The sequence below is a fragment of the Actinomadura viridis genome (assembly GCF_015751755.1).
Taxonomy (GTDB): domain Bacteria; phylum Actinomycetota; class Actinomycetes; order Streptosporangiales; family Streptosporangiaceae; genus Spirillospora; species Spirillospora viridis.
The window spans coordinates 867,248-893,479 of record NZ_JADOUA010000001.1 but is presented as its reverse complement, the minus strand read 5'-3'; the positions used below and the strand labels follow the sequence as shown (position 1 = coordinate 893,479).

General features: G+C 72.9%; 16 protein-coding genes. 7 read left to right on the top strand and 9 right to left on the bottom strand.

Annotated elements, in window-relative coordinates; translation table 11 throughout:
* Nucleotides 1-30 precede the first annotated feature (30 nt).
* On the top strand, nt 31-1,023 hold the full coding sequence (locus tag IW256_RS03950) for a lysylphosphatidylglycerol synthase transmembrane domain-containing protein (RefSeq protein ID WP_307828729.1): 993 nt from the start codon (nt 31-33) through the stop codon (nt 1,021-1,023).
* Here the strand turns inward: IW256_RS03950 and IW256_RS03945 are convergent.
* The 3 genes from IW256_RS03945 to IW256_RS03935 all read right to left on the bottom strand — a co-directional run bounded on the left by IW256_RS03945 (nt 990) and on the right by IW256_RS03935 (nt 5,278).
* Nucleotides 990-2,084 (bottom strand): glycosyltransferase family 4 protein, encoded by a 1,095-nt coding sequence (locus tag IW256_RS03945; RefSeq protein WP_197009641.1) that lies wholly within the window; start codon nt 2,082-2,084, stop codon nt 990-992. The two genes, IW256_RS03950 and IW256_RS03945, sit on opposite strands and share 34 nt — an antisense overlap.
* 13 nt (nt 2,085-2,097) lie before the next feature.
* Nucleotides 2,098-3,000, bottom strand: a complete 903-nt coding sequence (locus IW256_RS03940; RefSeq protein ID WP_197016083.1) for a glycosyltransferase family 2 protein — start codon at nt 2,998-3,000, stop codon at nt 2,098-2,100.
* Nucleotides 3,001-3,139: 139 nt separating this feature from the next.
* Nucleotides 3,140-5,278: a hypothetical protein gene (locus IW256_RS03935; protein ID WP_197009640.1), complete on the bottom strand. Its 2,139-nt coding sequence runs from the start codon at nt 5,276-5,278 to the stop codon at nt 3,140-3,142.
* A gap of 127 nt (nt 5,279-5,405) precedes the next feature.
* On the opposite strand from IW256_RS03935, the gene IW256_RS03930 reads away from it, so the two are divergent.
* The 5 genes from IW256_RS03930 (at nt 5,406) to IW256_RS03910 (ending at nt 14,324) form a co-directional block, all read left to right on the top strand.
* The gene (locus IW256_RS03930) at nt 5,406-6,227 is read left to right on the top strand and encodes a TIGR03089 family protein (RefSeq protein ID WP_197009639.1); all 822 of its coding nucleotides are present in this window, start codon (nt 5,406-5,408) and stop codon (nt 6,225-6,227) included.
* 80 nt (nt 6,228-6,307) lie between these two features.
* Nucleotides 6,308-7,741, top strand: a complete 1,434-nt coding sequence (locus IW256_RS03925) for an LCP family protein (protein ID WP_197009638.1) — start codon at nt 6,308-6,310, stop codon at nt 7,739-7,741.
* 70 nt (nt 7,742-7,811) lie between these two features.
* Nucleotides 7,812-9,311 (top strand): acyltransferase family protein, encoded by a 1,500-nt coding sequence (locus IW256_RS03920; RefSeq protein WP_197009637.1) that lies wholly within the window; start codon nt 7,812-7,814, stop codon nt 9,309-9,311.
* A gap of 198 nt (nt 9,312-9,509) precedes the next feature.
* Entirely contained in the window at nt 9,510-13,100 is a 3,591-nt protein-coding gene (locus IW256_RS42635; RefSeq protein ID WP_197009636.1) for a bifunctional glycosyltransferase/CDP-glycerol:glycerophosphate glycerophosphotransferase, read from the top strand.
* Between the two features lie 213 nt (nt 13,101-13,313).
* Nucleotides 13,314-14,324: a CDP-alcohol phosphatidyltransferase family protein gene (locus tag IW256_RS03910; RefSeq protein WP_197009635.1), complete on the top strand. Its 1,011-nt coding sequence runs from the start codon at nt 13,314-13,316 to the stop codon at nt 14,322-14,324.
* 140 nt (nt 14,325-14,464) lie between these two features.
* Here IW256_RS03910 and IW256_RS03905 read toward each other — a convergent pair whose 3' ends face one another.
* The 6 genes from IW256_RS03905 to wecB form a co-directional block, all read right to left on the bottom strand.
* Nucleotides 14,465-16,174: an ankyrin repeat domain-containing protein gene (locus IW256_RS03905; RefSeq protein WP_197009634.1), complete on the bottom strand. Its 1,710-nt coding sequence runs from the start codon at nt 16,172-16,174 to the stop codon at nt 14,465-14,467.
* Nucleotides 16,175-16,321: 147 nt separating this feature from the next.
* Nucleotides 16,322-18,319 carry a glycosyltransferase family 2 protein gene (locus IW256_RS03900; RefSeq protein ID WP_197009633.1) on the bottom strand — a complete coding sequence of 666 codons (1,998 nt, stop codon included), beginning with the start codon at nt 18,317-18,319 and terminating at the stop codon, nt 16,322-16,324.
* A gap of 237 nt (nt 18,320-18,556) precedes the next feature.
* Nucleotides 18,557-20,137, bottom strand: coding sequence for a hypothetical protein (locus IW256_RS03895; RefSeq protein ID WP_197009632.1), 1,581 nt, complete (start codon nt 20,135-20,137; stop codon nt 18,557-18,559).
* 185 nt (nt 20,138-20,322) lie between these two features.
* Complete coding sequence (locus tag IW256_RS40800; RefSeq protein ID WP_231404285.1) at nt 20,323-22,653, bottom strand: glycosyltransferase; 2,331 nt, start codon at nt 22,651-22,653, stop codon at nt 20,323-20,325.
* A gap of 86 nt (nt 22,654-22,739) precedes the next feature.
* Nucleotides 22,740-23,549 carry a hypothetical protein gene (locus tag IW256_RS03885; RefSeq protein WP_197009631.1) on the bottom strand — a complete coding sequence of 270 codons (810 nt, stop codon included), beginning with the start codon at nt 23,547-23,549 and terminating at the stop codon, nt 22,740-22,742.
* On the bottom strand, nt 23,542-24,612 hold the full coding sequence (gene wecB / locus IW256_RS03880; RefSeq protein ID WP_420535441.1) for a non-hydrolyzing UDP-N-acetylglucosamine 2-epimerase: 1,071 nt from the start codon (nt 24,610-24,612) through the stop codon (nt 23,542-23,544). Before wecB ends, IW256_RS03885 begins: the two co-directional genes overlap by 8 nt.
* A gap of 57 nt (nt 24,613-24,669) precedes the next feature.
* On the opposite strand from wecB, the gene IW256_RS03875 reads away from it, so the two are divergent.
* Nucleotides 24,670-26,229 carry a glycosyltransferase family 4 protein gene (locus IW256_RS03875; protein ID WP_197009629.1) on the top strand — a complete coding sequence of 520 codons (1,560 nt, stop codon included), beginning with the start codon at nt 24,670-24,672 and terminating at the stop codon, nt 26,227-26,229.
* The last annotated feature ends 3 nt before the right edge of the window (nt 26,230-26,232 follow it).

The following is a 26,232-nucleotide window of genomic DNA, read 5'->3' as shown; positions in this document are numbered from 1 at the left end:
GGACGCACCGGTTGGCCTAACCTGGGGCGGGTGAAAACGAAGGCCGTTCTGATGCGGGTGCTGCGGGTGGTCCTGGTGCTGCTCGCGCTGGGCTTCTGCGGCTACAGCCTGGCCTCGCAGTGGGACGAGACCGTACGGGCGTTCGGCATGATGTCGTGGCCGACGCTGGCGGGCTCCTTCGCCGCGGGCTGCGCCGGGCTGTTCGTCTGGATGCTCGGCTGGCGCGCGTTCCTGGCCGGGCTCGGCTCGCCGCTGCCCGTCCGGGCGACCTTCCGGATCTCCGGCATCTCCCAGCTCGGCAAGTACGTGCCGGGCAAGGTGTGGGCGCTGGTGACCCAGATCGAGATGACCCGCGAGCACGACGTGCCCCGGCTGCGCAGCTTCAGCTCCACGATGCTGGCGGTGGCGACCTCCACCGCGTGCGGGCTGGCGGTGGCCGCGGTCACGCTGCCGCTGACCTCCGACGCCGCGCTGGCCCGCTACTGGTGGCTGTTCCTTCTGGCACCGGTCATGCTGGCCGCGCTGCACCCCCGGATCGTGACCTGGGCCCTGGACACCGCGCTCCGGCTGGTGCGCCGCCCGCCCGTGGAGCACCGGGTGAGCCTGCGGACGACGCTGGTGGCCGTGGGCTGGACGGTGCTGGGCTGGGCGCTGTTCGGCGTCCACCTCTGGCTGCTGGCGGACGCGGTGGGCGGCGACGGCGCCGGGCTGCCGTTCCAGGCCACGGGGGCCTACGCGCTGGCCTTCGTGGTCGGCCTGCTGGTCTTCATCGCGCCGGGCGGCATCGGCGCCCGGGAGGCGGTCCTGGTGATGGTGCTCGGGCCGGTCCTCCCCGCGGGCGCCCCGATCGTGGTGGCGATCGCGTCCCGGGTCGTGCTGACGCTGGCCGATCTCGCCGCCGCCGGGGTCGCGTTCGTGATGGGCCGGGGACGCCTCCCCTCCACCCGCGACCTCCGGGAGCCCGCCCCGGAGGCGGGCCGGGAGGCCGGTCAGGAGAAAGGCGTCACCAGCACGTCCACGTAGGTCTCCCACAGCGCCGTGTGGTCGACCGGGCGGACGCCCGCGCGCAGCCGCTCCGGCTCGCCGGGCGCGTAGAAGCGCTTGAGGGCGTCGGTGAGGGAGCCCACGTCGTCCGGTTCGCAGACCAGCCCGTCGACGCCGTCGCGGACCTGCTCGCCGAACCCGCCGACCCGGGTCGCGATGACCGGGACGCCGTGCTCGTGGGCCATCCACACGTTCTGCGAGGCGGTGGCCGTGCGGTACGGCAGGACGAGGGCGTCGGCCGCGGCGAACAGCCCCGGCACCTCCGCCGCGGGAACGTACCCGGGACGCAGGTCGACGCGGCCGGTGAGCCCGAGCTCGCGGACGAGGGCGCGGGTGGCGTCCACGCCGCCCCAGAACTCCCCGGCCACCGTGAGCGAGACCTCCTCCGGCCCCGCCGCGAGCGCGCGCAGCAGCACGTCCAGGCCCTTGTACGGGCGGACGATGCCGAAGAACAGCAGGTGGTCGCGGCGGGCGGCCTCACCGGCGGGCGCCTGGGCGCGCGCGGGCAGGTGGGCGGGCATCTCGGCGACGCCGACGGGGCGGGACGTGAGCCCGCGGGCCAGGTCGGCCTGCTGCCCGGAGTGGACCAGCACCTCGTCGACCCGCCGCAGCAGGGCCCTCATCAGCGGCCGGTCGTACGGCTTGCGCTCGTGCGGCAGGACGTTGTGGCACAGCGCCACCACCCGCGCGCGGCGCCTGCGGCGGGGGCCGAGCCCGGCGAGGATGCCGAGGTAGGCCGGGACCTGGACGGGGGTGAGCACCGCGAGGACGACCAGGTCGCTCGACCGCAGCGCGCGGCCGGTGCGCCACCAGCCGTCCGGCCGCCGCCAGTCGAGCGCGCGCCGGGTGCCGGGGAACGGCTCCCCCTCCGGCTCGGCGATCGTCTGCTGCCCCGGATAGAGGAACGAGGGGTACTGGGCGCGCCACGACTCGATGGCGACCGAGTGCCCGGCCGCCTCCAGCCGGTGCGCCAGCTCGGTGGTGTGGTGCGCGCCGCCGCCCTTGTACGGGAACGCCGGCCCGACGATCGCGATCTGCACTGCGTCCCCCCGGTCAGGTGTCGCCGCGGGAGCGGACGATCAGGTCGGCCAGCAGGGCCATCGAGGCGATGATCAGCCCGGTGATGAACAGCATCACCGTGTTGTTGGCGAAGTAGCCGAAGTGCACGATCATGTCGAACACGCCCTTGCCGACCGCGATCCCCAGCAGCCACAGCGCCAGCGGCATCAGCACCTTGAGCGGGTTGAAGTACATCACCATCCGCAGCACCTGCAGGATGTAGCGGTAGGCGTCCTTGGTGAAGTGGAACTTGGACTTGCCGGCCCGCTTGGCGTAGTCGATCGGGACGTACCGCACCGGGTGCTGGTTGGACAGGAACGCGATCGTGATCGTGGTGACGCAGGAGAACCCGGGGGGCAGCAGCCTCAGGTAGGGCAGCGACACCTCGCGCCGGAACGCGCGCAGCCCGGAGTTCAGGTCGGGGATCTTGGAGTTGGTCAGGCGTTCGGCGGTCTTGCGGATGAACCACTTGGCGGGCACCCGCAGCATCTTGTGCGTGCCCTCCTCGGAGGTGCGGGCGCCGACCACCTGGTCCACCGAGGGGTCGGAGTCGAGGATCTCGACCAGCTCGGGGATCCGCTCGTTGGGGTAGGACATGTCCGCGTCGGTCCACACCACGATGTCGCCGCGGGCCTGCTGGCTGCCGATCCGGCGGACGGTGCCCGAGCCGCTGTTGTGCTGGAACGCGATCACCCGCATGCGCGGGAACCGGGGAGCCGCCTCCCGCAGCCGCGCCAGCGTGTCGTCGGTCGAACGGTCGTCGACGGCCAGCAGCTCGTACGGCTTGCCGCTGTTGTCCATGACCTTGCAGATGCGTTCGACCTCGTCGATGACGTGGTCCTGCTCGTTGTAGCAGGGGAGGACGATCGTCACGTGCACGCGCTCGTCCGCCTCCACCGGGTCGGCGGCGGCCGGCGCGGCCTGGACGGCCTGGGCGGGCTGGGTGGGCTCGGTACTCACGCCCGGCGAGAATACTCGTCCCCGCGTGCTGATGCGGTCACAGCCGGAACGGATCACCTGCCGGGCGGGCCGACGATCACTCGTCCGGCGGCGGTGGCGGCTCGGTCGTCCACACGTCCACCGACAGGCTCCAGGTGCCGTCCGGGGGCTCCACCAGCGTCCGCTCGTCCTGCCTGGTCCGCAGCGACACGGCGTGGACGGGCCGGCCGTACGGCGCGACCTGCCCGGCCTCGGCGCCCACGATCACGGGGCGCCGCCCGGCCTCGTAGACCTTCCCGATGACGCGCCGCACGTCCGCCTGCGTGGCCCCGGTGACCGTGCGGGCCGCGGGCACGCCGCACATGCTCCGGATCACCTGCAGGAACCGGTCGGCGGTGGCCCGCTCGACCACCACCGCCGAACGTCCCGGCCCGAGCTGCCCGCAGAGCCGCCGGACGGCCGCGACCTCGCCCTGGTCGGTCCGGGAGGCGAGGATCCCTCCCGAGGACACCACGATGGGCACCAGCAGCAGGAGCGCGGCCCCGGCCGCGAAACGGCCGGCAATGCGGGGCCCGTACCCGGACCGCCTGATCCTGCGGGTCGTCCAGGCGGTGCCCCAGACGGCGAGCAGCAGCAGCCCCGGGACGACGACCGCGATCAGGCGCCGCGAGGCCCAGGGATGGTCGGGGGTGATGCCGGGCCGCCACAGCACCAGCACCGTCGTCCAGGCGATCATCGCGAACGGCAGCGTCCATTCCGGGGCCCGCCCGCGCGCCAGCCGCCGTGCCAGCAGCGCCGCGCCGAGGGCGGCCATCAGCAGCCCCGGCACTCCGATGTACCAGGCCACCCAGTGCAGGGACAGCTCCGAGTACTGGCGGGTGCCGTCGACGGCCAGCCCGCCGATCCGCTGCACCTGCTCGATGAAGTGGACGTTCAGCTCGTCGTCGGTGTTGGCGGGTTCCCGCCGTACGGTCTGGACCAGCGGGCGGGCCGCGAACGCCGTGAAGAGCAGCGCGGTGAGGACCGCCAGGGCCGCCGGCGTCCGGCCCTGGGAGACCGCGGCGCCGAGGCGGCGCAGCCGGGAGCCGGTGACCTCCCACCGCAGGACGATCGTCATGGCGGCGGTCGCGGCGACCAGCGCCGCGCTGATCGCCAGCAGCGGGTCGAGCGACGCGCTCAGGTAGTCGAGGTAGGGGCGCGAGAGCAGGAAACCCTCGGCCAGGCCCGCGCCCGCGCCCACGGCGAGGCCGGCGGCCAGCGGCAGCCCGGTCCGGTGGCGGCGGCCCGCCACCAGCAGGCCCGCGAAGACCACGACCGGCAGCACGTCGCGGAGCCCGTCGATCCGCACCAGCACGATCAGCCCGAGCGCCAGCCCGCCGAGGAACGCCTTGCCCGTCTCGGGCGGGAGGCCCCGGCGTCGCCCGCCCCCGGCGGCGCGGCGCTCCTCTTCCTTCCGCGCGTCGTGGAGGAGGGCGAGCCCTCCCAGCAGCAGCACCAGGGCGGGAAGCTCGCTGTAGGTGGAGCGCGACACCCACACCATCGGCGTGGTCAGCGCCAGCAGCAGGGCACCGGCGGGCGCCCAGCGGGGCCCCACCAGGCGCGCGACCAGCCCGCCGAAGGCCACCACCGCGCACGCCCCCAGCAACGGGGCCATCGCCAGCAGCCCGTGCGTCCCGCCGAGCCAGCCCCCGAACGCCAGGACCAGCGGCAGCCCGGCCATGAACTGCGGCACGAGGTCCTGGCCCACCTGGTAGAAGGCCGGGCTGCCGTACCGCAGCGCGGCGTCGTCACCGCCGAACGCTGCGCGCCACTGGGGGATCGGCAGCGAGCCGTGGTCGATCAGCCAGGTGGCGAACTGCACGTAGGAGGCCGGGTCACGGCGGACGATGACCTGCTCGGCGCACATGACGACCTGGAAGACCAGGAATCCGAGGCCGACCGCGAGAACGCCGCCGGCCGACCACCAGGAGACCGCGCCGAGCGGACCGGCGCGCTCCCCCGCTTCGCCCCCGTCCCCGTCGCCGTCCCCGTCGTTCCCGTCGTTCTCGTCGTGCGGCGGGCGGCGTTCGCGCAGGCCCAGCCAGAGGACCAGGGCCGCCGCGGGCACGAACAGCACCAGCGCCGGGCCCGGCCGGAAGACCCCGGCCAGCAGCAGCGGCAGCGACACGGCCAGCCAGGCGACGATCAGCAGCGCCGGGGCGGTCGAGATCCGGGCGAGCAGCCGGCCCGCCCTCACCGGGACGCTCCGGGCCGGTGCTCCGCCGCGGGCCGCGCGGGGGCGCGATCGCGGGTCGAGGGGTGGTCGTCCATCGGTGCGGAGCGTAGCGTCCCCGGACCACCGTCCCGGCCCGTACGCTCGCCCCATGAGCGAGATCGGACCCGCGGACCTGCTCCGCCGGCGGGTGGCGGACGACCCGTCCCGTCCCCTGGTCACCTTCTACGACGACCGTTCCGGCGAGCGGGTGGAGCTGTCGGCCAGGACCTTCGACAACTGGGTCGCCAAGACGGCCAACCTGCTGGTGGACGGGCTGGCCGCCGAGCCCGGCGGCCGGGTGGTGCTGGCGCTGCCGCCGCACTGGCAGTCGGCGGTGTGGCTGATGGCCTGCTGGTCGGCCGGGCTGGTGGCCGTCCCGCTGGACCCGGCGGGGATCCCCGCCGGCACCGAACCGATCGACGCCTCCGGGCCCTACCTCCTGGTGGCCGCGGAGGAGGTGCTGGGGAGCGTGCTCACCGACCGCAACGCCGAAGAGATCGTGGGGCTCTCGCTGCACGCGCTCGGCGGCCCCCTCACCGACTGCCCCGCGGGAGTCGTCGACTACGCGGTGGAGGTGCGCTCGTACGGCGACCGGTTCGTCGCGGGTCCCGAGGTCACTCCCGAGATGCCCGCGCTGACTGTGACAAAGAACACACTCAGTGGGGCGCGGCTGGTTCGTGAGGCGATCGGTGCCACTGAAAAATGGGGGCTCGACGCGCACGATCGAGTCCTGGTTGACATGTCCTTCACCACACTGGACGGCGTTCTCGCGGGTCTTCTTGCACCACTAGCCTCTGGGGCTTCCGTCATAATCCAACGAAACTTCGACAAAACAGCCCTAGATCGACGCGTGACCCTGGAGCATGTGACCGCGGTGGCCGGTGTATCCGGATGGAATGACGCATCCGGGTCCGTCAGCCGGCTCCTCTGACCTACTCTCAGTTTGTTTCCGACCCCTGAAGGCGTGTCCGCCGCCCGCCCGCGGCGGCGAACGACCTCACCACGGAGCCGATGAACAGCAACCCGATGTACATGGAGTACGTCGACGACGCCGACCCCGAGCCGTCGGCGCGTCGGCGCGGCTGGCGCGTCCTCGGCTGGGTGTCGATCGGCCTGTCCGTGGTGATGGTGGCCGGATCGCTCACGGCCTACGGCGTCTACCGCAAGGCGATGGGCAACATCTCGCACGAGGACGCCAACGCCCTGCTCGGCCCCAACCGTCCGAAGAAGCTCAACAGCGCGATGAACATCCTGCTGCTGGGGTCGGACACCCGGGCGGGCGCCGGCAACGCCAAGTACGGCCGGAGCATGACCAAGGAGCCGCCGCGCTCCGACACGATGATCCTGCTGCACCTGTCGCCGGGCGGCGGGCAGGCGATCGGCATCAGCTTCCCGCGTGACCTGATGATCCCGATCCCCTCCTGCAAGCTGAAGAACGGGCGGAGCACCGCGGCGCAGTCGGTGGGGCAGATCAACTCCTCGTTCACCCTCGGCGGCGCCTCGTGCGTCATCAAGACGATCGAGGGCTTCACCAACATCAAGATCGACCACTTCATGCAGGTCGACTTCAACGGGTTCAAGGCGATCACCGAGGCGGTCGGCGGCGTCCCCGTCTGCCTGCCCAAGTCCGTCAACGACCCGCAGTCCAAGCTGCGGCTGTCCAAGGGCCGGCACGTCATCAAGGGCGAGACCGCCCTGGCCTACGTCCGCAACCGCAAGGGCCTGGGCAACGGGTCCGACACCGACCGCATCAAGCGGCAGCAGAAGTTCATGGGCGCGCTGGCCAACCAGGCGATGAGCGCGGGCGTGCTGAGCAACCCCAGCAAGCTGCTGAGCCTGATGAACGCGACCACCAAGTCGCTCACCACCGACGACGAGCTGACCCCGCAGGTCATGATGAGGATCGCCCAGGGCATGCAGGGCATGACCTCGGGCAAGCTGCGCTTCGTCACCGTGCCGTGGGGGGCCTACGCGCCCGACCCCAACCGGGTGGCGCTCCGGCAGCCGGCCGCCGACCAGTTCTTCAGCTCGATCCGCAACGACAGGGCCGTGCCGACCGAGCCCAAGCCGACCGCCGGCACGGCGCCCAAGATCCCGCCGAGCCAGGTCCGGGTCCGCGTCTACAACGCCAGCGGCATCAGCGGCCAGGCCAAGCGGGTCGCCGACGACCTGGAGCAGCAGGGCTTCCACGTGACGGTCGGCGGCAACATGAGCACCACCCAGACCAGCCGGGTGATGTACGGGGCGGGCGCCGAGCAGCACGCCCAGACCCTCAACGCCCTGGTCCCCAACGCCCCGCAGCCCGCCGCCCGCACCGGCGGCACGCCCGGCGTCGTCGACCTCGTCCTCGGGTCCAACTGGACCTCGCTGAAGAACTCCAAGTCCGGTGGCATCCCGACGCAGGAGGGCGAGATCAAGGCGACCGACGACATCTGCAAGGAATGACCGACCCGGCCGGATCCCCACGGAGATCACGGGCGGCGACCGCGCCGAGGAAAGCCGACCCCAAGCAGCCATGACGTACCGCACCCCGCCTTCCGTCGTTCCCGAGCCCGGCGCGGAGCCCGACCCCGCTCCGGGCTCCGGCTCCGCTCCGGACACCGCCGTCCGGATCCCGGCGCCCGCCCCGGCGCCCGATGGATCCGCGCCCGCGGCCCCGGCGGCGGCCCCGTCCGGGACTCCGCCCGCGCCCCGGCGCAGGGAACGCGACCCGTTCTTCGACAACGCCAAGTTCCTGGCGATCCTGCTCGTGGTGATCGGGCACTCGCTGGCCTACCGGCTCAACGTGCCGATGGCCAAGGGCCTGTACATGTTCATCTACATGTTCCACATGCCGATGTTCATCGTGGTCACCGGCTACTTCTCGCGGAACTGGACGTTCGCCGGGGGCAAGGCGCGCAAGCTCATCACCAACGTCGGCGTGCCGTACGTGGTCTTCGAGATCGCCTACTCGCTGTACGACTGGCTGGTCGGGCGGAACGAGCTGGAGGTCAGCCTCCTCGATCCGTACTTCCTCACCTGGTTCCTGTGCGCGCTGTTCTTCTGGCGGCTGTCCACCCCGGTCTGGCAGCAGATCCGCTGGCCGCTCGCGGTGGCGCTGATCTTCTCGCTGCTGTCGTACATGAGCGACCTGGGCAACACGTTCAACATCCACCGGGTCATCGGGCTGCTCCCGTTCTACGTGCTCGGCCTGCTGCTCAAGCCGGAGCACTTCGAGCTGCTCAAGCGCCCGGCCGCCCGCGTGCTGGGCGCCCTCACGCTGATGGGCGGCCTCGGCGTGGCCTACCTGACCATGGACCGCATGAACCGGTCCTGGATCTACTGGAAGGACCCGCACCAGGAGCTGGGCGTCGACAACATCACGGGCACCCTGATGCGCCTGGGCATGTTCGCCTGCGCCACCGTCCTGGTGGCCGCGTTCCTCGCGGTGGTCCCCGGGCGCAAGACGTGGTTCACCAAGCTCGGCACGACCACGCTCTACGCCTACCTCCTGCACGGCTTCGTCACCCGGCTGCTGCAGTTCACCGACTGGTGGGACGCCGAGTGGCTGAACACGGTCCCCGGCCTGATCACGGTGATCATCGGTGCCGCGCTCGTCGGCACGTTCCTGTGCTCCAAGCCGGTCGTCCTCTGCATGAGCTGGGCGCTGGAGCCCAAGATGAAGTACGCCTTCACCCCGCTGCGCCGGCCCGGATCCAAGAGTGCGGCGGGCCCGGGCAAGGACGGTGCCAGGCAGCCGGGCTCCAGGCGTGCGGGCGGTTCCCGGCGCGGCGGTTCGCGGCGCGCGGGCACGGAGCCGGCGGAGGGTTCGCAGGCCGCGGGGGTCCCGGCCGCCGAGAAGGCGGACGGCGCCGACGGCGCGGCGAAGACCGGGAGCTCCGGGAGCTCCGGGAGCACTGAGAGCACCGGACACACCGAGAGCACTGGGAACACCGGGAGCGCTGGGACCACCGCGAGCACTGAGAACACCGAGAACGCGGCGCCCGCGCCGGCCGGCAGGTCCCAAGGGACATAGCGTCCTTAGGGCAACCGGGCCGTCCATTCGCGACAGGTCAGATACGCTACAAAGATCGCCGTTCCTCCCCCCAGGACGCCTCCCGGAGATCCCGTGGACGCACCGCGGGCGGGCAGCGCGTGCCTCGGGCGTGCGGGGGCGAGGGGACGGCGTGGCCCCCCACCGGGGCCGGCCCCCACCACCGCCACCGGGAGAACCGTGTCACCGCTCCTCAGCGTCGTCGTTCCCTTCTACAACGTCGAGACGTACCTGGAAGCCTGCCTGGAGTCGCTGCAGCAACAGACGCTGCGCGACATCGAGGTGATCATGGTGGACGACGGCTCGCCGGACGGGAGCACGGCGATCGCCAAGGAGTTCGCCGGGAAGGACGAGCGGTTCCGCCTCGTCCAGCAGGAGAACCAGGGCCTCGGCCCCGCCCGTAACACGGGGGCGCGGCAGGCCACCGGCACCTTCCTGGCGTTCCTGGACTCCGACGACATCCTGCCCCGCTACAGCTACGAGCTGATGGTGGGATCGCTGAAGGAGACCGGGTCGGATCTGGCCTGCGGCGGCGTGCGCAGGCTCACCTCGGCCGGCCCGCGCAACTCCCCCATGCACACCGAGATCTTCCGGGTCACCGAGAAGGGCACCCACATCACCCGGCGGCCGGACCTGCTGGGCGACCGCACCGCCTGGAACAAGGTCTTCCGCAAGGACTTCTTCGACAAGCACGGCTTCGCGTTCCCGGCCGGCCTGTACGAGGACGCGCCGGTGACGATCCCGGCGCACTACCTGGCGTCCGCCGTGGACGTGCTCAGCGACGTCGTCTACTACTGGCGCGAGCGCGAGGGCGAGTCCCAGTCGATCACGCAGCGCCGTACCGAGCCGGGCAACCTGGAGGACCGGGTCCGCACCACCCAGGCCGTCACCGCGTTCCTGCGCGACCGGTCCCGGGAGCTGTGGCGGGCCCAGCTGGCCTCGGTGATCTCCGGCGAGCTGCCGCTCTACATCGACGTGGCCGGCGAGGGCGGCCCCGAGTACCGGAACCGGCTGCGCGCCCTGGTCGGCGAGGTGCTGTCCGAGGCCGACGACACGATGACGCGGGAGCTGACCGCGCTCAAGCGGCTGAAGTACCACTTCATCCGGAACGACATGATCGAGGAGCTGCTGGAGCTCATCAACTTCCAGCAGGCCCGCATCTTCACCGCCGACGTCTCCCTCAAGGACGGGCGCTGGTACGCCCACTACCCGTACTTCGGCGACACCGCCCGCGCGGTGCCCGACGAGCTGTACGACGTCACCGACGAGCTGAGGCAGAAGCTGCAGGGCCGGGCCGACTCCGCGCGCTGGGAGGACGGCCGGCTGCGCGTGTCCGGGCACGCCTACATCGCCCGGATCCCGATGACCGACCCCGCCGCCGACCCGCAGGCGTGCGCGCTGCGGGTCTGGCTCCAGCACACCCGCAACGGCACGGTCGTCGAGCTGCCCGTGAAGCGCGTGCACCGCCCGGACGTGTCCGCCGACGCCAAGCGCGCCGCCGCCGACTACGACTGGGCCGGGTTCGAGGTGGAGATCGACCCCGCGGACCTGAAGGTCGGCCGCTACCGCTTCATGCGCGCCAGCAAGTACCGGATGCTGCGGGCGTTGCGCTCGGCCAGCTGGGAGCTGCACGCCGAGGTCACCGCGCCCGGCGGGCTCAAGGTCGCCGGGCCCCTCGGCGGGCCCCGGCGCAGCGACGTGCGCTGGGCCAACGCCTGGGAGGCCGGCTCGGACGTGTGGATCCGGCCGGTGACGACGGCCGCCGACCGCTTCGCCGTCCAGGTCAAGCAGCTCAACGCGCACGTCACCGAGGCCGTGGCCGAGGGCGGCGAGCTGGTGCTGCGCGGCCGGGTGTCCGACGGCGGCGCCACCTCCGCCGAGATCGTCCTGGCCCGGCGGCAGGGCATGGCCGAGGCGCGGCTGGCGGCCACGCTCGAAGGGAACGGCCGCTTCACCGCCCGGATCCCGGTGGACGTGCTGGTCTCGCACGCCACCGACAACGCCGCCACCCTGCACACCTGGGTGACCGAGGGCCTGGACTGGGACGCCTCACTGCGGATTCCCGGGCAGGCCAAGCCGGTCCGGCTGACCATCCGCGACGACGTCGAGGTCCGGCACTCGCTGGGGTCGGACGAGATCGTGGTGACCCGGACCAAGTTCGGCAACCTGCGGATCATCGAGCGGCCCCGGCGCCCGGCGGTGACCCGGGCGGAGTGGACCCGGGACGGCCGGCTGGTGCTGACCGGCGAGCTGGCCGGCCGGGCCCCGGCCGCGCCGGACGGGTCCGGGGAGCCCGGCGGCTCCGGCTTCCCCGGCCACTTCAAGGTCAAGCTCCGCAACGGCGGCGACACCTACTCCTTCCCGGTGACCTGGAACGGCGGCACCTTCACCGCCGAGCTGGCCCCCGCCCGGCTGCCCCGCTTCGGCGAGGAGCTGCCGCTGGCCACCGGGCAGTGGGGCTTCTTCGCGCCGATGCACGAGGGCGACGTCGCGGTGGCGGTCTCCCGTACCTCGGTCGCGGACCTGCCGGCGCCGCAAGTGGTGGGCCTGCACGAGTTCCGGCTGTCGACGTTCCAGGCCGACTCGCTGCGCCTGGAGTCGCGTCCCGCCCAGGACGACGAGGAACGCGGCGTCTTCGGGCTCAAGCGGATCGCCCTGAGCGAGTACCCCGGCTTCCTCACCGCCCCGGTGCGCGAGATGGCGATGTTCGAGAGCTTCCGCGGGCGCCAGTACTCCGACAGCCCGCGGGCGATCTACGAGGAGCTGGCCCGGCGGCGGCCCGAGCTGGAGTTCGTCTGGGTCACCAAGGACGGGCAGTTCCAGCCGCCTCCCGGCGTGCGCCAGGTGCTGTACGGCAGCCGCGAGCACTTCCGGACGCTGGCGCAGGCCAGGTTCCTGGTCGGCAACGACCCGATGCCCGAGTGGATGCGCAAGCGGGACGGCCAGTTCTACGTGCAGACCTGGCACGGCACCCCGCTCAAGCGGATCGGGTACGACATCGAGCGGCCCCGGTTCAAGAACGCCCAGGACTACATGCGGCGGTTCAGCGCGGACGTGGCCCAATGGAACGTGCTGGTCTCCCCCAACCCGTTCAGCACCCCGATCATGCAGCGGGCGTTCCGGTACGAGGGTGAGATCCTGGAGTCCGGCTACCCGCGCAACGACGTGCTCGTCCGGGGCGACGCCGCCCGCGCCGCCCGGGTGCGGTCGCTGCTGGGCGTCCCGGAGGGCAGGCGGGTCGTGCTGTACGCCCCGACCTGGCGGGACGACCAGGCCAAGGCCGGCGGCTACCAGATGGAGCTGCAGCTCGACATCGGCGCGGCCCGCGCCGCCCTCGGCGACGATCACGTCCTGCTGGTCCGCGGCCACTTCAACCTCGGCGGTGGAGTGGAGGGCACCGACGGCAGGTTCGCGATCGACGTCAGCCGTTACCCCGACATCGCCGACCTCTACCTGATCGCCGACGTCCTGATCACCGATTACTCGTCGGTGATGTTCGACTTCGCGGTCACCGGCCGCCCCCAGTTGTTCTTCACCTACGACCTGGAGCGCTACCGCGACCAGCTGCGCGGTTTCTACTTCGACTTCGAGATCGAGGCGCCCGGCCCGCTGTGCCGGACGTCCGCCGAGCTGATCGAGGCCATCGCCGACGCCGAGCCGATCGCGGCCGCCTACGCCGACCGCTACCAGGCGTTCCGCGCGAAGTTCTGCGCCTGGGACGACGGCATAGCGGCGGCGCGGGTGGTGGACCGGATGCTCCGCGAACCGTGATCCGCAGAAGTCGCCCATGATCGCCTAAGTCACGAGTCGGCGACAAACAGCAGGCGAACATGCGGACAACCGCTACCATCAAGGGCGGTCTCCGGGGGTCTGGCCGGGGCATGACGCGCCGCCGCGCGCGCGTGCCGGCACTTAACTCAGTTCTGAGGTTGGCGCGATCCGCGACCGGGGAAGCCTCTCTTTGCGATGAAAGGACAGCTCTCCATGGCGAATTTCACGCTCGCGGACGTTCGGCAACGGACGTACAAAGCGCGTGACGCATGGTGGACGGTCTTGCTGGTCGATCCGCTCGCCGCCCGTATGGTCCGTTTCACGGCCAACCGGACGAACGTGACGCCCAACCAGCTCACCGTCGGGGCCCTGATCCTCGGTCTCGGCGCGGGCGCCTGTTTCGCCGTGGCGACCTGGCCGTACCTGCTGCTCGGCGCGCTCCTGTACCACCTGTCGTTCACGCTCGACTGCATGGACGGCAAGATCGCCCGGTTGAAGGGCACCGGTTCGGTCTTCGGCGCCTGGCTCGACTACATCTTCGACCGCGTCCGGGTGCTGGCCTGCGCCATCGCGCTGATGGGCGGGCAGTACGCCGCCACCGGCAACGTGGCCTACGTCTGGACCGCCGTGGCCGTGGTGTTCCTGGACATGCTGCGCTACATGGACGCGCTGGAGATCTACAAGGTCCGGTCGCAGATGCGCAACAAGCTGAACGCGCTGCGGACGGAGGCGCACGACCTGGAGCTGGCGGTCCGGCAGGCCAGCGGCACGGCGGCCGGCGGCGCCGGCGTCACCGAGGACCTGCGCACGGCCGAGGGCGCGCTGCGTCCCGACCCCGAGGCCGACATGGAGGACCAGGTGGTCGGCGACCACCCCAACATCGCGCTGCAGGCCGAGTTCAACAAGCGCTTCCCGTGGTACGCCCGGATCCGCAACGCCCTGAAGCGCGGCCGGATCCGCCCGCACCTGATCAGCGGCATCGAGTTCCAGATGGGCGTGTTCATCGTGGCGCCGGTGGCCGCCGCCGCGATCAAGGGCGCGATCATCCCGGTGACCGTGCTGTCGGCCGCCGGGATGCTGGCCTTCGAGCTCGTGATCATTTACAAGTTCTGGCTGTCCAGCCGCGACTACAGCCGCAGCGTGGTCAAGCTGGAGACGCGGATCTCCGGCTACCGCGAGCAGCTGCCGGCCGAGCTGCGTGAGGCCGCCGTCGGCGGTCACTGAGCAAGCCGCGCCGAACGAGGAGGGCTCCCCGGTCCGGGACCGGGGAGCCCTCCTCGTTTCCGTACCGGACCGTTTCCGTACCGGACGCCTCACCGAGGCTGCCGCTGACCGGGGGCGTTGGCGCGGTCACTTGAGCGGTGTCACGCCGTCTGCCAGACGAAACCGACTCGACGGTGCTCCGGGCATCGCACCACGAAGCCCAAGCCGTTGTCGCCCCATGTGTGAGCGACGCCCTGGCCAGAGCAGATCTGCAGCACCAGCTGTGTCATCAAGTGCGGTTCTCCTCGGGGGCAGGACGGGTAGTCGGCGTCCTGGATCCAGTTCGGCCACCCGCCGAGCTTGTCGCCCTGCCGGTTGAGCCGGAACACCGCGTCTCGCTCCTCGGGAAGGAGAACGGACGGGTCGCCGTCGCGGTACGGATGATCCTTGACCGCGCGCCCCCAGCCGATGACCGGCCGGGCGGGGAGTATCTCGGCCGTGTACGGAGCCGCCTCCAGGACCGCCGTCCCCGCCGGGTCGATGATCCGCACCTGCCGGGTGTCGGTGACGGTGCCGGGCATGCAGGTCATGCAGTGGAACAACTGCAGCAGGCCGTCGCCGAAGATCTCACGTGCGGCCTTCGGCGTGCGTCCCAGGTCGACCTGGACGACGAAGGTCAACGGGGCTCGGCAGCAGTTGCAGCACGGCCATTCCTCGCCGTCGCGCAGCGAAGGCAGCCCGCCGAAACATGACAGGTCGCCGGGTGCGGCCGCCGTGCTCAGACGGGGTGTCCAGGCGTGTCGCGCCTGGTCGGCGAGCTTCCGTCTGGTCGACCGTTCGATCGCGGCGGCGGTTCGCGCGGTCGCTCCCGCGTCCCGCAGCATCCTCACGATCTCCGTGTAGCCACCCGAGCGGGCTTTGGCCAGCGCGTTCTCGGCGTCCCACTCTCCATGCGCCCGGAGGTCGGCTCCGGCGTCCATCAGCGCCCGTACCGCCCAGATACGCCCGCGTTCGGCGGCCAGGACGATCGGAGGCTTCCTGTAAGGGGTGTCGCAAGAATCGATGTCGGGCCCCGCCGACAGCAGCGGCGGCAGGACCTCGGGGACGTCGAAGACGATGCTCTGCGCCACGGCGTACCGCAACCGGTCAGGCTCGATCCCGCCATGCCCGAGGATCTCCACCGCGGTCCCGGCCTGCCGCTTCTGCACGGCGGAGATCAGGGCCAGCCCGCGCTCCTCGGCACTCGCCGACGGCGACAACTCCCGTACCCGCGCGACGAAACCTCGCTCAGCCGCCTGTCCGATCTCCAGTTCCTCCGGTGTGACCCGCCGCGCACCGCGCTCGCGCAGCAGCCGGACGATCTCGGGATCCGCGAGGCTCTCGGCGATCTCAAGGGGACGTAGCACCCGCGGTGTGATCACGTCGATGTCGGCGCCCGCGTCGAGCAGCACCGTGACGGCCTCGACGGACGCGCAAGAGATCGCCGCGAGAAGGGGGAGTTGGAGGCCGCCCGGTGCATCTCTGTCCTCCTGACAAGTGTTCGGGTCGGCACCCGCGTCGAGTAGCAGACGCAGGGATTCGACGCTCCCGGACCCGGCCGCCGCCCACAGCGGGAAAACGTAGGTTTCACACGCACCGGGCGAGGCACCGGCCGCGAGCAGCGCCCTGACCATGGCCACGGAATCCCGCCTGGCGGCATAGCAAAGCGCCGCTTTGAGATGGAACTGCGACGGCCGGTGCTTCAGAACGCATTCGAGCACCGGGAGACGCTCCTGCTGGGCCGCCTGCTGCAGGGCGAAGCCCACCTCGTCCGGTCGCCGTGTCAGGTGCGCCGACAGCTCACCCTCATCGAAAAGTTGATCAAGATTCACCCGGCGAAACTACAGCAGAGATGTGTCATTCCCCGGCCTGGTCGGGGCCCAGGCCCGAAGGTGGTGCCGGACGCCTTGTCACGGCAGGCGCGCCGGTGCCGGACGCCTCGGTGCGGACGGATTCCCCGGCGCGGCCGGGGGCGGGGGTCAGGGGCGACCGTCCGGTGCGCGCCGGCCGAACAGGCGCCGCAGCCGCGTGAGGGCGGCGTTGCCGACCCGGAGCGAGAGGTTGCCGCGCTCCGTCCGGAACGGCCTCGGGCCACCGGGCCCGGCGGTCCGGGCCCGCGTGCCGGACGTGCCGCCGGAGCCGGGGCCGGGCGGCCCGGCGGGCCCCATCGGGGCCCGGAACTCGCCGGTCGCCGATCCCACGGTGATCTCGTACGAGGCGTCCCACGTGCCGCGGCGGGCGCCGCTCAGGTCGAGTTCGGCGGAGACGTCCAGGCCCCCGGGGCCGCACTCCACCGAGGCCGGCGCCGCCCGGACGTCCTTGGAGTCGCGGTGCCGCAGCAGCGCCCGGACGCGCACCGGCGTGCCGCCGTCCGGCAGTGCCACGGCGAGCTTGGTCTCCAGCCGCAGCACTCCCGACCGCGCCGGGGACAGCTCCGCGGGCGTCGCCGGGGCGGGCCGCCCGCCCTTGCCGCCGACGTGCAGCGCCAGCGCCCCGATGCCCTTGGTGAGGTAGGGCGTCACGAGCGGGCTGCCCTCCCGCACGGCGGTGATCCGCGCTCCCGGCGGTGCGACGCCGGGGGTGGCGACCAGCCGTCCCTCGTGCACCAGGCCGCGGGTGCGGACGGCGGCGGAGGCGTCCCACCGGCCGGGGCCCAGCCGGGCCTTCCCGAAGTCGATCTCCGCGACCAGTCCGGCCCGCCCGTCCGGGCCCTCCTCGCGGCGGAACGGCACGCGGTGCTCCTGGCCGCCGCCCCGCCGCCGCAGCACCAGCTCCTCGCGGGGCTCGCCGGGCTCGCCCTGGCCGGCGTCCTCCAGGAACGCGTGGACGCGCACGACCAGGCGGCCGTCGCGCCACTCCAGCCCGGTGAGGGCCCGGCGCCACCGCAGCGGCTCGGTCACCTCGAAGACGTGGTCGGGGACGGCCAGCGCGGGGTCCCGGAAGCCGGGGTAGGCCATGTACGCGCGATCGCCGTCCACCACGACCGGCGGAGGGTCCTCGGCGTGCACCCGCGCGGCCTCGTCGACCAGGTCGTCGAGGCCGTGCCGCAGCGCGTGGCCGACCAGCCGCGCGTACGGGGAGAGCGCCGCCATGGTCTCCTCGGTGGCCCAGAGCCCGACCAGCTCCCGGGCCGCGTCCCGGGTGGCGCGCCGCTCCTCCGGTGAGAACGCCTGGTAGCGCGGGTCGAAGCGGGAGAAGACCTCGACCGCGAAGTGGCGCCGCATCAGCCGGTCGCGGACCGGTCCGGGCCCGGTCCGCTCGGCCACGAACGCCATCAGCCGCTTGATCTCCGGGAAGTAGTCCCCGGCCGGGGCACCGCCCCGCTGCAGGGCGCTGGTGCCGTCCTCCCTGTCGACCCAGTAGTAGCAGTCGTAGTCGGCCAGGACCGACACTCCCTTGGCCTCGAAGTAGGCGCGGACGGCGAAGAACTGGTCCTCGCCGGACAGCACGTTCTCGGGGAAGCGGATCCCGTGCCGGTCGAGCAGGGCGCGCCGGTAGAGCTTGAGGGCGGTGATGCTGCCGTAGAGGTTGGGCACCGCGTCGTAGATCGTGGTGAACGGCACCGTCTCGCGGAAGAGATGGGGGTTGACCTTGCGGCCCACGCCGACGTACTTGGGCACCACGATGTCGGTCTCGTTCTCGTCGGCCAACGCGCAGCAGCGTTCCAGCGCCTCGGGGCCGAGGTGGTCGTCGGCGTCCAGGAAGAACACGTACTCGCCCCGGGCCCGGTCGAGCCCGGCGTTGCGGGGCCGGCCGGGGCCGCCCGAGTTCGGCTGGCGGACGACCGTGAACCCGGGGCGCCCGGCGGCCAGCCGGTCCAGCTCGGCGGCGCTGCCGTCGGTGGAGCCGTCGTCCACCGCGATGATCTCGATCAGCCCCGCGGGCAGGGTCTGGTCGAACACCGATCGGAACGTGCGCTCCAGCGAGGAGCGGCAGTTGTACACGGGCACGATGACACTGACCTTGGGCGTCCCCATGAGCTCCTATCCCCGCCGATTCCCACCGATTCCGCCGATTCGCCGATCCGCATGGATCCCGGCGGATCCCCCGCCGGCTCCGGCACGCCTGCCTCACCTGGCGGCTCTACCCTGGATACCAGCTGGAATGCCCTGGCTTTACCGGGTCAATCCGCACTTGGGTGCTGGAAAGGAGACGCGCCGGAGCCACGAGAAGTTCACCTCCACGGCGGGGCTTCGGCGGGCGCGTGGACGGGGTCAGCCGTGTACTGGGGCTTCCCGTGCACCGGCCTCGTCCGTCACCGGGCCGGAGCCGTCCGGCCGAGCGTCCTGCGGAGCGTCCGGCGGCGCCGGGGCGGCGGGCGCGGCGGAACCGTCCACGGCGGGGCCGTCCGCGGCCGTCCTGCGGTCGCGGGTGCCGGGGACGATCGCCAGCGCGGCGGCCAGGCAGGCGAACGGGATCGCCGGGGACAGGTAGCGGTAGTCGAAGTCGGCGGTGGCCGCCGGGATCACCACCAGCGCCGCCGCCATCGACCACGGCAGCAGGACCGGCGCGCCGAAGCGGCTGCGCGGGCGCAGCCGGATCAGGACGCCCCCGAGCCCGACCACCAGCAGGCCGCCCACCACCGGGCCGGGCGTGTACCAGCGGTCCTGGTAGGCGCGCATCCACGCGGCCTGCGGCTCGACGACCCGGGCGCGGCCGTTCTCGCCGTACGCGGCGGTCAGCAGCTCCTGCTCGTCCGTCCACGTCTCCCCGCCCGGGAAGCGGAGGTTCTCCTCGGTCCACGGGGTGGGGTAGGGCTCCCGGCCCGTCTCGAACGACCGCAGGGTGTCGCGCAGGATCACGCCCAGGTAGTCGCCGAACTGCTTCTTGATCGCGAGGTCGGCGAACTTCCCGGCCTTCTCGTTGCCCTCGTCCCCGTAGATGCCGCCGGGGATGTAGACGAACGGCGACTCCTGGGTCCACAGGGCGCGGAAGGCGGGCGCGATCCGCGGATCGGCGACCGGCTCCCTCGGGCACATCACGATCAGCTCGGGCGGCGGGTTCAGCTTCGCGCAGTCGGCGAACGCGGTCGTGCGCCCGTACAGCCAGACGTTGTCGGCCTTGGTCAGCGCGAAGGCGCCCCAGTGGTCCTCAAACCAGTTCATGTACGCCACGAACGGCACCGTGAACGTCACCGCCGTCGCCGCCAGCGCCGCGATCGTGCGGCGCCATCCGGACCAGCGCAGCAGCAGGGCCAGCACGACGAGGGCCAGCAGCGGCAGCCCGGCCAGCCGGGTGAGGGCGGCGAACGCGACCAGCGTCCCGGCCAGCGCCCCGGTCCACCACGACACCCGGTCCGGCCACAGGACCACGGCGACCGCCGCGACCAGCAGGAACGTGAAGAGGCTGTCGGCGAGCAGCATGTGCTCGGCCTGGATCAGGTTGGCGTCGTACAGCACCGGGACGGCCGCCGGGGCGGCGAGCAGGCCCGGCAGCCACGGCCGGCGCGGCCAGGCGCGGCGCGCCGCGCGCCAGACCACCCCGTAGACCAGGATCCCGGCGGCCACGCCCAGCGCCGCCTGGGCCAGCACGACCACGGAGAAGTCCTGGAAGGGCCGGAGCGCCGCGAGGAAGACCGAGTAGCCGCTGGGCCGCCCGATGTGCGGGCGGAACTTGAGCGCCGCGTCGAGGTAGCCGGGGGAGTCGCCGCCCCACAGCAGCGACGGGTAACCGCGCGCCGCGACGACGCGGAGCGCGATGGCCCCGGCCAGCACCGCCGCGAACAGCAGGTGCGCGGTCGCGAACCGCCCCGCCGCACGCCCGATGGACCGATACAACAGGGGGTGGGGGATCACGATCAGAGCCTATCGAGATCGCTCCCGTTCCCGGGGCCGCCGCGCTGCTTCCGTGCCGTCCGGACGCACCCCCGTGCCGTCCGGACGCGTCCACGTGTCGTCCGGACGCGTCCACGTGCCGTCCGGAACGCACCCCGTGCCGTCCGCACGCGCCCGGCCGCGCACGGCCGCGCCCCGCCCCCGGGCTACGGGACGGCGGGCACGGGGGCTCCGGCCAGCAGGTCGGTCCACTGGCGGCAGACCTCCTCCAGCGCGTACGCGCCGCGGACCTGCCGCCGGGCCAGCTCCCGTTCGGCCTCCCAGCGTCCCTCGCGGACGGTCGCGGCGATGGAGGCGGCCATCGCGGAGGGGTCCCGGTGGATCCAGCGGGTGTCGTAGATGGTGTCCGCTCCCGGCCAGCCCAGCAGCGCGGGAACGGCCCCCGACGCCATGCCCTCCGCCGGGGCGAGGTGGAAGCTCTCGTCGTCGCTGGTGGACAGCACGAAGCCGATGCGGCGCAGCCAGGCCGCCACGTCCCGCCCGTAGGAGTCGAACACCACCCCGCCGGCCAGCAGCGGTGAGCGGCGGATCCGCCGGAACACCTGCTGGTAGTGGGCGCGCTCCTCCTCGCGCTCCCAGATCCACCAGTACTCCCAGGGCAGCTTCGACTTGACGAAGAGCGTGAACCGGGGGTCCTCGCGGCGCAGTTCCTCCAGCGCGTCCAGGGCCAGGTCGAGCCGCTTGCGGGACGGCGCGATGCCGATCATCCCGAGGTGGTGCTCGGCTCCGGCCAGCTTGGGCCGGTCGAGCTGGTGGTCGTCCACCCAGTTGGGCACCACGACCACCTTCCCGGCGGGCCACCCGGTCATCTCCCGGGTCAGGTCGGCGTAGTGCGGGCTGACGCAGATCACCTGGTCGACGGCGTCGATGTCGAGGTGGCGCGGCCAGGCGGCGTACAGCTCGAAGCGGTGCAGCCGGACGACGAGGCGCTGCCCGGGCCGCTTGTGCGCGGCGTACCAGAGGGCGTTGGGCCCGCACCATTCGCAGATGACGACGTCCGCCCAGTCGACCAGCTCCTGGCTGCGTTCGGGGTCGTGCACCTTGAGCGCCGCCCAGTGGTCGACGCGGACCTCCATGTCGGGCCGTGACCTGAGGTAGTCCAGCAGCCGGGTGAAGAACTTCAGGTCGTGCCCGGCCACGCCGACGCGGAGCCTGCGCTCGCCCGTTCCGGCCTCGGCGGGCCGCGGGGGCGTCCCCTCGTGGACGAGGGTGCCGAGCGTCCCCTCCGCGCCGGGCGCGGCCCCCGCCGCGTCCGGGAGCGTGGGCACGGTCCCGGACGCGGTGTCGGGCGCGGTCCCGGACGCGGTGTCGGGCGCGGCCCCGGACGCGGTGTCGGGCGTGGCCTCCCGGGCCACCTCGTGGACGGCCGCCGCTCGGGCGGCCGCCAGCACGGCCTCGGACGGTTCCGGGAACGCCTGGTCCAGGGACGCCCGCAGGCGCCCGGCCGCGGCGTCCAGGGTGTAGCCGGCGGCGGCGGCCCGGCACCGCTCGACCGCGAGCGCGTAGGTCTCGGGGTTCTTCCCGATCAGGGTGAGGGCGTCCACCACGTCGGACTCGGTGGCCGCGAAGAGGGGGTAGTCCGCGCCGAACAGCCGCTCGTGCATGGGGGTGCGGTTGAGCACCACGGGGACGCCCAGCGTGCCGCATTCCAGGACCTTGGTGGACAGCTCCAGGCTGGCGTCCATCTCCGGATGCCGCCAGGACAGGCCCACGTCGCAGGCGGCGGTGAGCCGCATCGCCTCGGCGCGGGGGTGCCCGCCGTGCCACACCACGCCCTGGCCCGACTCCAGCGCGGCGCGCATGCGCTCGGAGTAGCCGGGGTCTGCCGGATCGTCGTGGACCTTGTCGCCGATCATGTGCAGTTCGGCGTCCACCCCGCGCCGGGCGAGCAGCCCCGGCAGGGCGGTCATCTCGTAGGTGTTCCAGCGCGGGGCGAACTTCCCCGTGTAGACGAGCTTCAGCGCCCGTCCCTCGGGGGCGCCGCCGGTACGCCCGGTCATGCCGTCCGGCAGCACGACCACCGGCGGGAACAGCACGCTCTTGCCCGCCGTGGCCGGCACCGCGCTCTCCAGGAACCCGCGCAGCTCCTCGGTCTGGCACAGCAGCACCCGGGACGCGTCGGCGATGCGCCGCAGCTCGCCCTTGGCGGAACCGGTGAACTCCCCCGCCGACTGCGGGACGTCGGTGAGGTAGGTCCACAGCCGCCCGGCCAGCGGCCCGGCCGACAGCTTCCCGGCCAGCCTCCGGCCGCGCACGACGACCAGGTCGAAGGGCCGTTCGGCGTCGATGGCGGCCAGGACGGCGGCGGCCTGCCGGGGCTGCATCCCGCCCTCGCCCGCGACCCGCCCCTCGGCGTGCGGGCTGAGCACGGTCACGCCCGGCAGGGCGCGCAGCGGGTCGACCAGCCGGCCGGTACGGACGGGCGCCTTGAGCACGAGGGTGACCTCGCAGCCGGCGCGGGCCGCGGCCTGCACCATCCCCTGGGCCCAGATCGCCGAACCGTCGATCAGGTTGAGATCGACATCGCCGTAGACGAGGGCGCGTGGTCGCACGGAAGGTCCTTTCACGGTGCTGCGGGAGCGGCGGTCGTCGCGGCCGCCGCGGAGAGCTGGGCGAAGGCGGTCGCGCGGGCGTCCCAGTCCAGGACGGCCAGGGTCGGGGCCGGCGCCTCGCCCCACAGGACGAGCGGCAGGCCGCGGTCCCGGGCGAGCCGGCGGACCTCGTGCAGGACGCGGTCGCGGTCGTACATGCCGGGCACGCCCAGGTAGGCCCAGGGGCCGCCGGGCTCCCCCGCCGCCGTGTCGACGACCAGCAGGTCGACGTCGGCGGTCTCGATCACGATCGTGGCGTCGTGCGGGTGGAGCGGGACCACCTTGGCCTCGCCGGCCAGCCGCGCGGCGGCGTCCCGGCCGAGCACCCCGGCGATCACCAGCCCCTCGCAGGGCTGGGAGACCAGCAGCCGGTCCTCGGGCCGGTCCACGTGGTCGAGCTGGAGCCGGTCGCTCTCCCGGACGGTCGGCGCGACCGACGGGATGTTGCGCTTCCTCCACAGCCGGTACAGCTCGCGCGGCAGCCGCACGCCGCGCCGGCGCGGGTTGCGCGCGGCGCCCGCGACCAGGCGGCCGAACTGGACGGTCGTGGAGGTCTCCAGGGCGATCAGCCGCCGTTCGAGCTCCTGGACGCGGCCCTCCCGCTCGCGCAGCGCCGCCCTCAGGCGGGCCGCCTGCCGGTTGGCCTTCGCGGCGGACGCGGCGCTGGGCGAGGCCCCGGACGCGGCGCTGGGCGACGCTCCGGACGACGCCTCGGACGCGGGGCCGGACGGGCCTCCGGGCACGGGGCCGGGGCCGGGCGGGGTGGCCGATGGTTCAGTCAACGAGGAACTCCAGGATCACTTCTGCGATGCGCGGACCGGCGGCGCCGTCCCACAGCGGCGGCGTCACCCGCGTCCCCGCCGGGCGTTCCGCCTCCAGGGCCTTGCGGGTCTCCGGCACCAGGCCCTCGAAGGCGACCAGGCGGTTGGTGCCGTGGGTGATGGTGATGGGCCGTTCGGTGTTGGGCCGGACGGTCAGGCAGGGGACGCCCAGGATGGTGGTCTCCTCCTGGAGGCCGCCCGAGTCGGTGACGACGGCGGCGGCACCGCGCACGGCCGCGATGAAGTCGATGTAGCCCAGCGGGTCCAGGACGCGCACGGCCGGGTGGTCGTCCAGCCCGGCGGCCAGCAGGTTGGCGCGGCCCCGGGGATGCACGGGGATGACCAGGTCGGCCAGGTCGGCGATGCCGTGCAGATGCCTGACCAGGGCGGCGGCGGTCCGCGCGGAGTCGACGTTGGCCGGGCGGTGCAGGGTGGCCAGCACGTACCGGGCGGGCAGGTCGTGCTCGGCCCGCACCTTCGCGGTGTCGAAGGCGTCCAGGTTCTTCAGCAGCGTGTCGATCATCGGGTTGCCGACGAAGTGCGTCCGCCCGACCGGCACCCCCTCGGCGGCCAGGTGCCCGATCGCCTCCGGGCTGGTGACCAGGCACAGGTCCGACAGCTGGTCGGTGAGGCGGCGGTTGACCTCCTCGGGCATGGTCATGTCGAAGCTGCGCAGCCCGGCCTCCACATGGGCGACCGGGATGTGCAGCTTGGCCGCGACCAGGGCGGCGGCGATCGTCGAGTTCACGTCGCCGTACACGATGACGAGCGCGGGTGAACGGCTCGTGAACTCCCGTTCCAGGCCGAGCATCAGCCCGGCGGTCTGGGCGGCGTGGCTGCCGGAACCGACTCCGAGGTTGACGTCGGGTTCGGGCAGCCCGAGCTCACGGAAGAAGATCTCCGACATCCGCTCGTCGTAGTGCTGGCCGGTGTGGATCACGGCCTGCTCCGCGCCGGCGGCCCGGAGGGCCTCGATCACCGGGGCGGCCTTGACGAAGTTCGGCCGTGCTCCCAGAACGTGCACGATGGACGCCAACACAATTTCCCTTCTGTTCATCGGGGTTGCCTACGCTCGCCCGCCGTGCTCAAGAGAACCGTCTACCTGCTGGGACTGATCTGGCGGCAGCTGCGCGACGACCCCGGCCGGGCGCCCCGGCTGGCCGTGCGGCTGCTGGGCCGGGCGGTCCCCGGCCGCCCCGGCGCGGCCCTGCGCCGCTCGCGCCTGGCGGTGCCCCGTCCCCGGGATCCGCGCCGCGAGTCGGCCGACCTGCGGGCCCTGCTGGCCCACCGGCCCGGACCGCGCCAGGCCCCGCGTCCCGAACCGCGTCCCGAACCGCGTCTCGAACCGCGTCCCGGCCCGCTCCCCGGGGCGTCCGGTCACCCGGCTCCCGGCGGCGCCGTCCTGCAGTTCGTGACGAACGCGCTGCCGCTGACCAACGCCGGGTACACCGTGCGCACCCACCGGATCGCGCTGGCCCAGCGGGAGCTGGGCTTCGATCCCCACGTGGTGACGCGGCTGGGCTACCCGCTCAGCCAGGGCCTGGGCGACACCCGCGCGAGGGTGGAGGTCGACGGCGTCCCGTACCACCGGCTGCTCCCCTGGCTGCCCGCTCGCGACCCGCTGCGGGACGTCGCCCGGAGCGCCGCCCTGGCCGGGCCGCTGGTGGAGGCGGTCCGGCCGCGCGTGCTGCACGCGGTGAGCAACCACCTCAACGCGGCCGTGGCGCTGGAGCTGGGCCGGCGGCACGGGCTGCCGGTGGTGTACGAGGTGCGCGGCTTCCTGGAGGACTCCTGGCTGTCGCGCGACCCGGCGCACCGGGAGGACGACGACTTCTACCGGCTGACCCGGGAGCTGGAGACCCGGCGGATGACCGAGGCCGACCGGGTGGTCACCCTGGGCGAGGCGATGCGCGCGGAGATCGCCGGCCGGGGCGTCGACCCCGACAAGATCATCACGGTGCCCAACGGGGTGGACGAGGCGTTCCTGGAGCCGCTGCCCGACGCGGGAGAGGCGCGGGCCGCGCTGGGCCTGGCCGAGGGCGCCCCGGTGATCGGGCTGACCTCCTCGTTCTACGGGTACGAGGGCATCGACACGCTGATCGGCGCGGCGGCGCTGCTGCGGGACGGCGGCACCCCGGTCACCCTCCTGCTGGTGGGCGACGGGCCCGAGCTGGGCGCCCTGATGCGCCGCGCGGCCGGGCACGGCCTCCCGGTCGAGGACCGGCGGCCCGGCGGGGCCGGGGACGGCGCCGGCGGCGCGCGGGACGGCCGGGTGGTGTTCACCGGCCGGGTGCCCATGCGATCGGTTCGTCAGTACCACGCCGTCCTCGATGTGTTCGCGGTCCCCCGTCGCGCGGACCGGGTCTGCCAATTGGTCACGCCCCTCAAACCGATCGAGGCGATGGCGGGAGGAATCCCAGTAATAGCAAGTGATGTCAGGGCTCTTCGCGAAATCGTCGAACCGGGCGTGACCGGCACGTTAACTCTGCCGGAAGATCCGGAGGCGTGGGCGAATTCCCTGGCAGATCTCATTTACAGTCGCGACCGACGGCGAAAAATCGGAGAGGCCGCCCGGGAATGGGTGAGGGCGGAACGCACATGGCGTGCCGTCGCGAACCGCTACCGGGACGCCTACCCATAGACG